General features: G+C 39.1%; 11 protein-coding genes. 5 read left to right on the top strand and 6 right to left on the bottom strand.

The features are described from left to right. Positions 1 to 209 precede the first annotated feature (209 nt). Complete coding sequence (locus MUB24_RS05815; RefSeq protein ID WP_280516885.1) at positions 210 to 1,619, top strand: SpoVR family protein; 1,410 nt, start codon at positions 210 to 212, stop codon at positions 1,617 to 1,619. A 276-nt stretch (positions 1,620 to 1,895) separates the two neighbouring features. Next, entirely contained in the window at positions 1,896 to 2,822 is a 927-nt protein-coding gene (locus tag MUB24_RS05810; RefSeq protein WP_244702268.1) for a dipeptidase, read from the top strand. Between the two features lie 68 nt (positions 2,823 to 2,890). On the opposite strand, the gene MUB24_RS05805 is transcribed toward MUB24_RS05810, so the two are convergent. Further along, positions 2,891 to 4,975: a DNA topoisomerase III gene (locus MUB24_RS05805; RefSeq protein WP_244702267.1), complete on the bottom strand. Its 2,085-nt coding sequence runs from the start codon at positions 4,973 to 4,975 to the stop codon at positions 2,891 to 2,893. A gap of 150 nt (positions 4,976 to 5,125) precedes the next feature. On the opposite strand from MUB24_RS05805, the gene MUB24_RS05800 reads away from it, so the two are divergent. Next, positions 5,126 to 5,254 carry a YjcZ family sporulation protein gene (locus MUB24_RS05800; protein WP_244702265.1) on the top strand — a complete coding sequence of 43 codons (129 nt, stop codon included), beginning with the start codon at positions 5,126 to 5,128 and terminating at the stop codon, positions 5,252 to 5,254. A 33-nt stretch (positions 5,255 to 5,287) separates the two neighbouring features. Here MUB24_RS05800 and MUB24_RS05795 read toward each other — a convergent pair whose 3' ends face one another. Next, the gene (locus tag MUB24_RS05795; RefSeq protein ID WP_244702263.1) at positions 5,288 to 6,490 is read right to left on the bottom strand and encodes a sensor histidine kinase; all 1,203 of its coding nucleotides are present in this window, start codon (positions 6,488 to 6,490) and stop codon (positions 5,288 to 5,290) included. A 285-nt stretch (positions 6,491 to 6,775) separates the two neighbouring features. On the opposite strand from MUB24_RS05795, the gene MUB24_RS05790 reads away from it, so the two are divergent. Beyond that, positions 6,776 to 8,845: a transglycosylase domain-containing protein gene (locus MUB24_RS05790; protein WP_244702261.1), complete on the top strand. Its 2,070-nt coding sequence runs from the start codon at positions 6,776 to 6,778 to the stop codon at positions 8,843 to 8,845. An 845-nt stretch (positions 8,846 to 9,690) separates the two neighbouring features. Next, positions 9,691 to 11,076, top strand: coding sequence for a class II fumarate hydratase (gene fumC, locus MUB24_RS05785; protein WP_244702259.1), 1,386 nt, complete (start codon positions 9,691 to 9,693; stop codon positions 11,074 to 11,076). A 51-nt stretch (positions 11,077 to 11,127) separates the two neighbouring features. On the opposite strand, the gene MUB24_RS05780 is transcribed toward fumC, so the two are convergent. The 4 genes from MUB24_RS05780 to MUB24_RS05765 all read right to left on the bottom strand — a co-directional run bounded on the left by MUB24_RS05780 (position 11,128) and on the right by MUB24_RS05765 (position 13,992). Next, positions 11,128 to 11,346 carry an alpha/beta-type small acid-soluble spore protein gene (locus MUB24_RS05780; protein ID WP_244702257.1) on the bottom strand — a complete coding sequence of 73 codons (219 nt, stop codon included), beginning with the start codon at positions 11,344 to 11,346 and terminating at the stop codon, positions 11,128 to 11,130. A 277-nt stretch (positions 11,347 to 11,623) separates the two neighbouring features. Then, the gene (locus MUB24_RS05775) at positions 11,624 to 12,724 is read right to left on the bottom strand and encodes an ABC transporter ATP-binding protein (protein WP_244702256.1); all 1,101 of its coding nucleotides are present in this window, start codon (positions 12,722 to 12,724) and stop codon (positions 11,624 to 11,626) included. A 111-nt stretch (positions 12,725 to 12,835) separates the two neighbouring features. Next, positions 12,836 to 13,744 carry a PucR family transcriptional regulator gene (locus MUB24_RS05770; protein WP_244702254.1) on the bottom strand — a complete coding sequence of 303 codons (909 nt, stop codon included), beginning with the start codon at positions 13,742 to 13,744 and terminating at the stop codon, positions 12,836 to 12,838. Positions 13,745 to 13,800: 56 nt separating this feature from the next. Further along, on the bottom strand, positions 13,801 to 13,992 hold the full coding sequence (locus MUB24_RS05765; protein ID WP_244702252.1) for a hypothetical protein: 192 nt from the start codon (positions 13,990 to 13,992) through the stop codon (positions 13,801 to 13,803). Between the last annotated feature and the right edge of the window lie 56 nt (positions 13,993 to 14,048).

Raw genomic sequence — 14,048 nt, 5'->3', positions numbered from 1 at the left:
TTGGGGAAAAGTAATGATAGATCTGCAGGACGCAGGTCACAAAGGCGTGGCGATTGTTGTCGCGAACTTAGGCCAACAGGATGTTGGGCAGAACGGCGAAGGCGTCTTTAGCCGTTTATCCTCTATTCTTCCATGATCCTTACTTTTCGAACTTCCTTTTCATGAAACTCCCTTTTTTTTCATACAATTGTGTAAGGGAGGGAGCCGTGATGAAATCAGAAGCCAAAGCATTAGAATATGCGATTAGTGAAATTACGGAGATTGCGAAGGGATTTGGTCTTGATTTTTATCCGATGCGCTATGAAATTTGCCCAGCCGAAATTATTTATACATTTGGTGCATACGGAATGCCAACAAGGTTTTCTCATTGGAGCTTTGGAAAACAATTTTTTAAGATGAAACTACAATATGACCTTGGATTAAGTAAAATTTATGAGCTCGTGATTAATTCCAACCCTTGTTACGCATTTTTGCTTGATACTAATTCACTTATCCAGAATAAATTGATTGTTGCGCATGTATTAGCCCATTGTGACTTTTTTAAAAATAATGCGCGATTTCAGAATACAAAACGTGATATGGTGGAGAGTATGGCTGCAACAGCGGAACGTGTCCGACAATATGAAATTGAATATGGAAAGAAAGAAGTGGAGGAATTTCTGGATGCTGTACTGTCCATTGAAGAACATATCGACCCTTCGCTTCTGCGGCCAAAATTAAATGGGCAAAATGAGGATACGGAGTGGGAGGAAATTTCCGCTCAAAGAACAGAGTATGATGATCTTTGGTCATTAGATGAAGGGGATCAAGATAAACCAAGAAGAAAAAAGGTGAAGAAGTCGTTTCCACCACAGCCTGAGAAGGATATAATGCTTTTTATCGAACAATATAGTAGAGAATTGGAAGACTGGCAACGGGATATTATGACGATGGTTCGGGAAGAAATGCTTTATTTCTGGCCGCAATTAGAAACAAAAATCATGAATGAAGGATGGGCTTCTTATTGGCATCAGCGGATTTTGAGAGAATTGGATTTAACAAGTGAAGAAGCGATCGAATTTGCGAAATTAAATGCAAGTGTGATTCAGCCATCTAAAACAAATATTAATCCGTATTATCTGGGTTTAAAAATTTTTGAAGATATTGAAGAACGTTATAATCATCCAGACGAGGAAATGAAAGAACAAGGGATCAAAGAAAATTCCGGGCGAGAGAAAATTTTTGAAGTCCGTCAGATTGAGTCAGATATTTCTTTTATCCGGAATTATTTAACGAAGGAATTAGTTTATCGTGAGGATATGTATTTATTTCAAAAGCGTGGTAGGGATTATAAAGTTGTCGATAAAGAATGGACGGAGGTTCGCGACCAACTTGTCAATATGAGAGTGAATGGCGGTTTCCCCTATATTACTGTGAATGATGGTGATTATTTAAAAAGTGGGGAATTATATTTAAAACATTGGTACGAAGATGTGGAATTAGATTTAAATTATTTGGAAAAGGTGTTACCCTATATATATCAACTCTGGGGGAGACCGGTTCATATGGAGACTGCAGTGGAAGAAAGACCGGTATTATTTAGTTATAACGGAAGAAATATCCAAAGGAAATTCCTTTAATAGGATGTTCAAAAAGTCCGGTAAAAAGACATAAGCGAATTTCTTCGTTGGCTTGTTTCTATGCTACTCATGTATTTAAAAGCATACATTCCGTTGCTCGAAACTACGCCGCCTCGAACTTTCGACGCACAGGACGTGCTAGTGTCGGCGTTGCTGACAGGACGTCAGCGCCCTAAGCCGACGGGTCCTTTTTATCCTCCTTTTTGAACACGCACTTTACTAACAAGGCACACCTTGACAGGTGTGTTTATTTCATAAACAGAGAGGAGAATTCAGATGAACATTATCGATTTACATTGTGATGCCTTGTTAAAATTATGGGAAGGGAAGGGGGACCTTTCTTTTCGAGATGAGGAGAAGTTAGATACAAACCTAGAACGATTGAAAAAAGGGAAGGTAAAAATTCAATGTTTCGCTATTTTTATTCCTCCAGAGTTGAAGGCGGAAGAACAGTTTCAAGTGGCTTTGGATCAAGTTGATTATTTTTACACAGAAGTGATAGGCAGAAACGAAGAAATGAAACATATAAAAGATTGGGAATCGATTTACTCGCTTCAAGCCCATGAAATTGGAGCAATCCTAACATTGGAAGGAGTAGACTGTATCGGGAATGATTTGCATAAACTGAGAATTTTATATCATTTAGGTGTACGTTCGGTTGGTTTAACGTGGAATTTTGCCAATTTAGCGGCAGATGGGGTGGGAGAGCCAAGAGGTGCTGGACTGACGTCATTTGGTAAAGAAATCGTCGCACTGAATAATACATACCACGTATTGACAGATGTTTCTCATTTAGCGGAGAAGGGGTTCTGGGAGGTTATGGAACTAGCTGACTACCCGATTGCTAGTCACTCTAATTCAAAATCGATTTGCCCGCATCGGAGAAATTTAACTGACCAGCAAGCACTTGCTTTATTCCAAAAAAACGGAATCATTCATGTGGTCTACCATCCAGCGTTTACATCGAGTAAAAACACCGCAACGATCGCGGATTTACTTCGGCATATTGATCATTTTTGTTCTCTTGGCGGTGTCAAGCAAATTGGTTTGGGTTCTGATTTTGACGGGATTGATGAATATATTATTGGATTAGAAAACGCCTCTAAACATCAAGATTTAATCAATGAACTTTTGAAATATTATTCAGAGGAAGACGTGAAAGGATTTGCGGGCCGTAATTTTCTTGAACATCTTCCGGTATGAACGAACCGAATCTTGAAATAATAGAAGCAGCAACGCCGGTTGCTGCTTCTATCTGCACATAACAATTTCTATTTTTCATCCTTTAGCGCTGCTTTCAATGCATCCGCCATGCTGTTTCCAAAGCCTTCATCCTTTGTGTATTTTTTTAGTAATTGTTTTTCTTCCCTCTTTGTAACAGCCTTTTTCTGCTTATTCGCTTTTTCTACAAGATTGCAGTTTCTACACTGAAAATAGGTACCGGCTTTCCCATTATGGATTTCCATTTTTTTATGACATTGTGGGCAGCGGCGATTGGACAGCTTCGGATCCTTTCGTTTGCGAAATTGGCATTCCCTGTTGGAACAGACGAGCATCCTCCCGTCACGACCTTTTACCTCTTTCATGAAGGAACCACATTCAGGGCATTTTGTTCCCGTTAAATTATGTGCCTTATATTTTTTCTCACTTGTTTTTACTTCAGCAACAAGCTGTTTCGTTTGTTGACGGATTTTTTGTAAGAATTGATCTGCCTTTCCTTTGCCACGTGCAATGGCTTCTAATTCAGCTTCCCATTTGGCTGTCAGCTTTGGCGATTTCAATTCATCATTCACCAAGTCAATCAATTGTTTTCCTTTTGGCGTTGGATGAAGATGATTATTTTGACGATCGATCGATCCAGAACCGAGCAATTTTTCGATAATATCAGCTCGTGTGGCAGGTGTACCTAATCCGTACTCCTCCATTTTTGCGAGCAAATCTGCTTCTGTAAATCGTGCGGGTGGTTCGGTTAGTTTTTTCTCCAATTTCGTATTAGAGACAGAAAAGGTCATCCCTTTTTTCAAATTCCCCATTTGTCCTTCTCTTGCATTCTCATCTTCTTTTCCTGTCACGATTTTAAAGCCGGAATCACGTACAATGGACTCATGAGCGGATAAAGTGTGACCGGCAACCTGGAACTCCACTTGAATCGTCTCATAGCGATATTTTGGATAAAAAAGAGCTAAAAATCGTTGGACAATCAGTTCATATAATTTTCTTTCATCAGTGGAAAGTGACCCTAATTTTGGCCGTTCATCTGTTGGGATCAACGCATGGTGATCCGTCACTTTTTCATTATTAAAGACTCTTTTCGCTAACACTTTCCCTTTTATCACGGGTTGGACGATATCTTTAAAGGAAGAAAGCAGGGCTTGTAAGCGATCTGACATCGTATTTTCCAAATCAGTTGTTAAATAGCGTGAATCTGTCCTAGGGTATGTGACTAGTTTATGTTGTTCATATAAATTTTGCAGGACATTCAGTGTTTTTTTAGCCGAAAATCCAAACCGGCGATTGGCATCACGTTGTAATTCGGTTAAATCATACGGTAGCGGCTGTTGTTCGCTTTTCTCTTTCCGCTGAACGAAAGCGACCTCGGCTTGTTGATTTTCAATTTTATCGATGATCTCATTCGCTCTTGCTTCATTAAAAATTCTCCGTTCTCCCTTTTGGTGCCAAGTCGCATTTAAAAGGCCAATTTTAGCTTGAATGGTCCAATATTCCTTCGGGACAAAAGCTTGAATTTGTTTTTCCCGATCTAAAATCATCGATAATGTCGGTGTTTGTACCCTTCCGGCTGAAAGGGGATCATCATATTTTGTCGTAAGAGCACGAGTCACATTCAATCCAATCAACCAATCGGCTTCTGAACGGCAAACGGCAGATTCATATAGGGAATCATATTGTTCAGCTGGTTTTAGTTGTTTAAACCCTTCTTTGATGGCTCGATCTGTTTGTGAAGAAATCCATAGTCGTTTAATCGGCTTTTTCCAATGAATTTTTTCGATAATCCATCTTGCTACAAGCTCGCCTTCGCGTCCGGCATCTGTTGCAATAATAAGTTCCCCTAGATCTTTTCGCTTCACAAGCTGTTGGATTCCTTTAAATTGGGGGGCGGTTTGTCGAATGATTTTTAACCCCATTTTGTCTGGAATAATCGGTAAATCCTCCATTTTCCAAGTTTTATATTTTTGATCATAATCCTCCGGCATTTTTAATTCAATTAAATGGCCTAGTGCCCATGTGACAATATATTTGGGGCCTTCCATATACGTTTTATGTTTTTGCGTACAACCTAACACACGAGCAAGATCTCGTGCAACACTAGGTTTCTCTGCCAAGACAAGTGATTTCAATGTTAAGAACTCCTTTCATATTTTTAAGTATAACAATTAAAATTCAATAAAGGCAAAAAAACTCTTCAGTGTCCATACATCTTTTTGAAGTTTTGAATAGTATATGGTGCAAGGGTGATATCACTCTAATCCTGATCAGGGGGTGAGACTATGGGCTTCGGCGGATGCTGCGGCTACGGCGGTTATGCCGGCGGCGGTGGCTATGGCTATGGCGGTGGTTTTGCGCTAATTGTCGTTTTATTCATCCTGTTAATCATTGTTGGAGCAGCTTGGCTATAAAAGAAAATATAAAACCTACTTTGACTCTATGATCTAACAAAGGAAAAAAGGAAACCATTCAATACGATGCTGCAGAACAATGATTGGAAAAACAGGAAAGTGGAGAGAATCTTCTCTCCACTGATTTTGTAAAGGGAAAATCACTGTTTTTTTTTTGTGAATGGGGAGAATAATGGTAAATTCTGTCCATTTTTCGTCAGAAGTACAAATTAACTTTCCCTGATGCTTGTTAATGATTTCTTTACATACATATAGTCCAAGTCCAGTTCCGTCATCTTTTGTTGTGACAAAAGGATCAAAAATCGTTTGAACGATATTTTCAGGTATTTTAGGACCTGAATTAGCAATTTTTATATAAATTTCTTCTTCTTTTTGGTGGCCGGTTATTTTGATAACTGGTTGAGAAACCTTGCAAGTCATGGCCTCAATGGCATTAAAAATAATGTTGATTAGCACTTGCTTTATTTCTTCCGCATACCCATTTATATATAATTTCCCACTTATATTTGTTTCTAGTTGGACATTTGATTCCAAAATTTTAGGATAAATAAAAGACAGCAATGGATCAAATAATTCTGATAAGGAAAAAACCGTTTTCTCCTGATTCGTTATTTCCTTTTTTGAAAGCATTAAAAATTGGGTTATTTTTAATTTCAAATCATCTAATTCACCTTGAATAATATCTAAGTAGGGAAGATCTGGATTATCTGAACGAAGTAATTGAATAAATCCATGTACAGTTGTTAAGGGGTTACGAAATTCATGAACAAAACTAGCTGTCATTTGTCCCAAAAGGGTTAATCGATCTTCATGTTCCTTTTTTGCTTCTTTTAAGGAACTTTCCGATTCCGATATATAATCTAAAGTATAAAATAAAAAAGAATCAATAATGCAAGAGAATTTATAACAGAAAGGAAGAGAAACTTCTGCTTTTATCGGTAATTTTGACAGAACGGCCAATAATTCTGTTTTTAGGCGATTGATATTTTGTACAAAAAAACTAATAACGGCTGGATTATACATTTTTTCTGATACTTGTTCCGCTCGTTTTTTTAAAAATTCCTCTCTTTCTGGTTCAGATAATGTGAATGCTTGGAGGAAAATATCAAATATAAGCTGGATACGATCCTCCATCCATTCGTTCAACAGTTCATCCGGGGTATGAAGCATTTTCTCCTTCCATTGTGTCAAAATAGAATGTTTTTGTGCCTGAACAAAGGATAAAATTTTTTTCATGATCTCACCTCTCTTTGTATTCATTTCTGTTCGGATTATTAATATCCTTTCATATTTTACAATAATTTACAATAATTAGCTGAAATTCGATAATATGAGCTAAAAACTGATTGGTTCATGTATATTATCACATATTGCTTTATATTCATCTTTAATAACAAACAGAAATTTTTTCCTATACTGGATGATGAAAAAGAGAAGAATAAGTAGAATTTTGTGGATAATCTTATTTAAAAGTATTATAGTGTATTTGGTTAATGTCGAAGAAAAAGTGGTGATATCGGAATGAATACAATCAAATCAATCATGGATGCTTTGAAAAGATTCTGGAAAAGAGCTCATCTGAATCAAATTTTTCTATTAATCATATCATTGACCATTTTAATAGGGCTCGGCTATTTTGCTTGGATTGCAAGCACCACCAATGTAGAGGCCTTAAAACAGGGATTATCTCAATCCACCATTATTTATGATAAGGATGGAGATGAAGCGAGCAAAATATCTGCAAACAGGATGGAAGGTGTACCGATTGATCACGTACCGGATTACTTGCAGAATGCCATTATCGCGATTGAAGATCATCGCTTCCATGAACATAATGGCTTCGACGTAAAGGGGATCATGCGTGCCTTTTTTTCAAATTTAAAGGCTGGAAGAATAACAGCGGGTGGTAGTACGATTACACAGCAATTAACAAAAGTGGCTTTGTTATCGCCAGAAAGAACATATAAGAGAAAATTAGAGGAAATCTTTCTTGCCGTGAAACTGGAGAAAACATTTACAAAAGATGAGATTTTAGAAATGTATATGAACCAAGTGTTTTTCGGAAGCGGCGGTTGGGGAGTCCAGAATGCTTCAAAGACGTATTTTGGAAAAGATGTGTCAGATATAACGATCAGCGAGGCAGCGATGTTAGCGGGGATTATTAACCGACCATCCGCGTTAGATCCTTATAAAAATATGGAAGCCTCCTTACACAGGCGTGATATCGTTTTAAAGCAAATGGAAAAGTATGGAATGATTACGAAAGAACAAAGGGATCAGGCCTTACAAGAGAAAATCGTTTTAGACAATAAAGGGGAAGATCCTTTAAAAGGAAAATATCCATATTATGTTGATGCTGTATTAAACGAAGCCATTAATCAATATGGTCTTACACAAGATGAAATCTTAACAAGGGGATATAAAATTTATACACAAATGGATCAAAATCTTCAATCCACATTGGAAAATGTGTACACAAATGATGCTCTTTTTCCAGTAAGTCAAGACGGAACTTTAGCTCAAAGTGGGGCTATTTTACTTGATCCAAAAACAGGCGGAATTAGGGCCCTTGTAGGAGGGCGCGGGGAGCATACTTTCCGTGGGTATAATCGGGCGACACAACTAACAGCACAGCCAGGCTCCGCGATTAAACCATTAGCGGTGTATAGTCCTGCTCTCGAGGCTGGGTATACAGCTTATTCGATCTTAAAAGATGAAGAATCACTTACTTTTGATGGATATAAACCGCAAAATGCGAATCATCAGTATTTAGGAGAAGTTCCCATGTACCAGGCTATAGAAGATTCTTTAAATGTTCCGGCTGTCTGGCTTTTAAATGAAATAGGGATAGAAAAGGGGAGCGATGCCCTCAAAAGATTCGGGCTGCCTGTTTCAAAAGAAGATAAGAATCTAAGCCTTGCTCTTGGTGGAACGAAGACTGGGTATTCTCCAAAACAAATGGCTGAAGCTTATTCTACCTTTGCAAATGGGGGCCAACGTATTCAAAGCCATATTATTACCAAAATCGTTGGACCTACAGGAAAAGCAGAAGTAGAAGTCCATCCTAAAAAGACTCGAGTGATGGATGCTTTTACAGCCGAACAGATGACATCCATGTTATTAAATGTTGTCGAATCTGGGACAGGCAAAGGGGCAAAAATAGATGGTTATGAAATAGCTGGAAAAACGGGGTCTACGCAGTTATCTTTTGATTCAAATGGAACGAAAGACCAATGGTTTGTTGGTTACACACCAAATATAGTAGGCGCTGTGTGGCTTGGATATGATTACACAGATCAAACTCATTATTTAAAAGGGACAAGCGGGGATGTGGTTGTTCCCATTTTCCGCAGTATGATGGCAGGGAGCCTTCCTTATATAGAAAGTGAAAAATTTTCTACAAAATCGATTAATCAACATATAGAAGAAAAAGAAAAACAAGATAATCGTTCTATTAAGGAAAAATTAAAAGATTTTGATGATAAAATGACAAATGAGGCAGAGAAATGGAAGGACAAGCTTGATCAAGGAAAAAGTAAACTGAAAGAAATGGAAGAGAAATTGAAAAGGAAACTGAAACAATTTCAGTAGGGTATAAAAAAATGGAATTTGAAGCATGCAATCACTCTCGATTGTATGCTTTTTTTCTCTTGGGAAAGTCTCGGTCGCAGCGAACGCCCTGGCTGTGCCCGCATTCGAGGAAAATCTGCAAAGAGGTCGCAGCGAACGCCCTGGCTGTGCCCGCATTCGAGGAAAATCTGCAAAAAGGTCACAGCGAACGCCTTGGCTGTGCCCGCATTCGAGGAAAATCTGCAAAGAGGTCGCAGCGAACGCCCTGGCTGTGCCCGCATTCGAGGAAAATCTGCAAAGAGGTCACAACGAACGCCTTGGCTGCGCCCGCATTGGGGGAAAATCTTCCAAAGAGGTCACAGCGAACGCCTTGGCTGTGCCCGCATTCGAGGAAAATCTGCAAAGAGGTCGCAGCGAACGCCCTGGCTGTGCCCGCATTCGAGGAAAATCTGCAAAGAGGTCGCAGCGAACGCCCTGGCTGTGCCCGCATTCGAGGAAAATCTGCAAAGAGGTCACAGCGAACGCCCTGGCTGTGCCCGCATTCGAGGAAAATCTGCAAAGAGGTCGCAGCGAACGCCCTGGCTGTGCCCGCATTCGAGGAAAATCTGCAAAGAGGTCGCAGCGAACGCCCTGGCTGTGCCCACATTCGAGGGAAATTTGCAAAGAGGTCACAACGAACGCCTTGGCTGCGCCCGCATTGGGGGAAAATCTTCCAAAGAGGTCACAGCGAACGCCTTGGTTGTGCCCACACTCGAGGAAAAAGTCAAAAGAGGTCCCGGTGAAGAAGGCGAAGTTGAAAAGATGAAAAAATCCATTGATTATGAGAAAATAGGGTGAATAACGAAAGAAACAGGAGGCTTATACATATGGATTATCGCATTGAGAAAGATACAATTGGAGAAATTAAAGTACAAAAAGACAAGTATTGGGGTGCCCAAACTCAAAGAAGTAAACAAAATTTTAAAATCGGCACAGAGAAAATTCCATTGGAAGTGATAAAAGCGTTTGCCCAGCTTAAAAAGGCAGCAGCTATCGCGAATCATCAATTAGGAAAGCTCTCATCTGAAAAAAAATCGGCTATTTGCCAAGCTTGTGATGAAATACTTTCTGGTCAATTGGATGAACATTTTCCACTTGTCGTTTGGCAAACCGGCAGTGGTACCCAATCTAATATGAATGTCAATGAGGTTGTGGCGAGACGTGCAAACGAGCTATTAGCCGAACAAGGAGCAGATGAAAAGGTACATCCTAATGATGATGTGAATATGTCACAAAGTTCAAATGATACGTTTCCTACAGCGATGCATATTGCAGCCTATCAACAAGTTCATAAGCATTTGCTCCCAGCTCTTGAACAGTTAAAAGCAACATTATTGGAAAAAGAAAAAGCCTATATAGACATTATTAAAATTGGTCGCACCCATCTCCAAGATGCGACACCTCTCACTTTAGGTCAAGAAATCAGTGGTTGGCGGGCTATGTTAGAAAAAAGTGAAAAAATGATCCACGAGAGTGTGGAACATTTGCTCAGTCTTGCGATTGGTGGAACAGCAGTAGGAACGGGGATTAATGCCGATCCCGCATTTGGAGATATGGTGGCTGACCAGCTTCAGCAGCAAACCAAATATTCCTTTATTTCTTCTGATAACAAATTCCATGCTTTAACCAGTCATGATGAAATCGTATTTGTTCATGGAGCACTAAAAGGATTGGCAGCGGATTTGATGAAAATTGCCAATGATGTTCGTTGGTTGGCAAGTGGTCCTAGGAGTGGAATAGGGGAGCTTTCTATTCCTGCCAATGAACCGGGAAGTTCCATTATGCCTGGAAAAGTAAATCCTACTCAAAGTGAAGCGATGACCATGGTTGTGACACAAGTGATGGGAAATGATGCCGCGATTGGATTTGCAGCGAGCCAAGGGAACTTCGAATTAAATGTTTTCAAACCTGTGATTATTTATAATTTCTTGCAATCCGTACGACTTTTAGCTGATAGTATGGTTTCCTTTAATGAAAAATGTGTCCAAGGCTTGGAACCTAATTTAGAAGTGATTGAAGAAAATGTCAATCGTTCTCTTATGCTTGTGACAGCCTTAAACCCGCATATCGGCTATGAAAAGGCAGCGGAAATTGCCAAATTAGCCTTTAAAGAAGGAACAACTTTAAAAGAAGCAGCCATTCAAACGGGATATTTGACAGCAGAGCAATATGATGAATGGATTGATCCAAAGAAAATGGTGAATTTAAAATAATGAAGAAGCCCCCGGGAAAACCCGAGGGCTTAGCCATATGGTATTCAATTTTTATTGGCCTTGGAATCCGCTGCCGCCAAGTTGTTGTTGAGCGATAGAAACTAAACGTTTCGTAATTTCTCCACCAACAGAACCGTTAGCACGAGAAGTGGTATCTGCTCCAAGGTTTACTCCAAATTCTTGTGCAATTTCAACCTTCATTTGGTCAATTGCTTGCTCTGCACCAGGAACTAAAATTTGGTTTGAGTTGTTAGAATTGTTGTTAGCCATTTCTGTCATCTCCTTGTTGTATGGTATATGGTTGGGTCAGCCGGAATTGCACCAGCACACTAGATTGTGTCCTACTGAGGTAAGACCCATCAATGAAAAGCGGTTTATGGTTTTATTATGTTTTTTTGCTTTAAAATTATTCATATAAAGCAGCAGGGAATTTTTCCCGCTTTTCCTTTAGTTGATTCCTTGCATCTTTCTTGATAGTAGTATTTCTAATAGAACCAAAAAAACCCTACCAATTTTTACAAACAGGTAGGGTTTTTGATACATACGTTTAGCGAATCCTTTGTTCAGATGTTGGATCAAAGAAATGGGCTTTATTCATATCCAAGGCAAGTTCCATCGATTGACCAGGCTCTGCAATCGTTCTAGAATCAATTTTTGCCACGAATTCTTGTTCTCCTATTGAGGAATAAAGCTGTGTTTCTGCACCTAGAAGCTCAGATACATCAATTTTGACTGTGATTTTTGAATTAGGTGACGCTTCTATGAATGCTGGCTCATCATGGATATCTTCAGGACGCACGCCCATTATAAGATCTTTACCAACATAACCTTGTTCGCGAAGCATTTTCATTTTACCTTCTGGAACAGTTACCTTTGTTCCCTCATCTATTTTGAACCCATCTTCTTCAAGCTTACCATTGAAGAAGTTCATTGCAGGTGAACCGATGAATCCACCAACAAAGATATTTTCTGGGTTATCATAAACTTCTTTCGGACTACCAACTTGTTGGATCACTCCGTCTTTCATAACGACAATTCTAGTAGCCATTGTCATCGCTTCTGTTTGGTCATGGGTAACATAAACGGTTGTTGTTTGTAGTCTTTGGTGCAATTTCGCAATTTCCGCACGCATTTGTACACGAAGTTTTGCATCTAGGTTAGATAAAGGTTCGTCCATTAGGAACACTTTGGCATCCCGAACAATCGCGCGTCCAAGGGCCACACGTTGACGCTGACCACCGGAAAGAGCTTTTGGTTTACGATCAAGGAAGCTTTCTAGACCAAGAATTCTAGCTGCATTATTCACTCGTTGTTCAATTTCTTTTTTCGGCATTTTGCGCAGTTTCAAACCAAATGCCATATTATCGTATACTGTCATATGTGGATAAAGAGCATAGTTTTGGAATACCATCGCAATATCGCGGTCTTTAGGAGCGACATCATTTACTCTTTTATCATCAATGTAGAAATCACCTTGGGTAATTTCTTCCAATCCAGCAATCATCCGTAATGTTGTTGATTTCCCACAACCGGAAGGCCCTACAAAAACGATAAATTCTTTATCTTGCACATGAAGATTGAAATCCGATACTGCCGTTACTTTATTGTCATAAACTTTATAAATACCATCTAGGCGTAACTCAGCCATTAATAAAACCCCCTAAATATGATGTAACTTCATTGTACAGAATCCGCTTTCACATGGATATGGACAAGGTGCACAAAATATAAATTCCAATTTTGGGCAATCTGCCTATTCTTATTCTTGCAGGCCGTCCACATGCAGGCAAGCTAAGTAGGTAAAAAACGCACCATGGAATGTTTTAATATCGACTCCTGTTTTTTCAATGAATTTATCGATCCGATATTGAAGACTGTTTCGATGCATAAATAACTGTTTGGCTGTAAAAGTAGCATTGGATTGGTTTTCAATATAGGTTTTAATCGTTTTTGTTAACTCAGGATCATCTATTAAAACACGATGGATATCCGCAAATAGTATAGATCGCTCTTGATCGGGGAGATTAAGATATAGATAATTCGGAATGACCTTTTCACGTGTTATGATTCTATCTTCAGGATGATCCGCTAAGGAAACGGTTAGTAATTTTTGTTCTAATTGGAATCGAGACTTTAAGTGATCATCAATGGGCTGAAAAAATCCAAGGTAAAAATGAATTTTGATAAAAAAATCACTTTCTAAAGCTTCAATGGCAGAAGAAAGCTCCTCTTCCGTAATGGAAAGATTTGGTTTTTCCTCAATAATAACACCACGATGATGGCTAAAAGGGACGAAGATGACATCAGTAGAGAAGAGACTTTTCGTTGCTTCCTCCCATTCATTATACTGAAAATCATCCCGGACATTTGGAATAGCAAAATGCACGAATCGGATATTTTGCGACTTAGAATGGGGAACTTTTCCATTATGGATCAAAAAATGGTACCATTCTTCTGCAAGAGGTGTACGATCGAGATATACTTTTTTAGCGCTTAATGGGAAAAGATTGGATAATAAGATCATCTCTTCTTTCGTTAAATTTGAAAGGGGGATACCAATATAAGACTCTCCATCCTCATCATCTTTTAGCCACATATAATTGGAATTTGTGTTAGGTTCTGGACTGGTAATAGCCTCTGGGTATAGTTGTAATAATCGATTAATCATATGTAACTCCTTTTCGAAATAAAAAGGGGCTGAATACAGAATCAGCCCCCTTTATGTTAGATCTTTTTAGGCTCCTCTTCCGGGAAAAAATCCATGGATTCTTCAATATTCGTGGAATCCTGTCTCATAAAGACGGACCCGCCTGACATTCCTTCATTGACCATTCGATCGATATCAATATATAATTTATCACGACCTTCAAAGTCTGTATCAGGCAGAAATTGATTCTTCTTTTTTCTTTGGCTCATGCCATCAGCCCCCTCCATTTTAGTATGGAAGGAGAATGGATGTAACATGCTTTTAA

Origin of the sequence: Lederbergia sp. NSJ-179, from assembly GCF_022867885.1 — a bacterium.
GTDB lineage: Bacteria > Bacillota > Bacilli > Bacillales > Bacillaceae_C > Lederbergia.
This window is presented reverse-complemented; position numbering and strand designations above follow the sequence as displayed.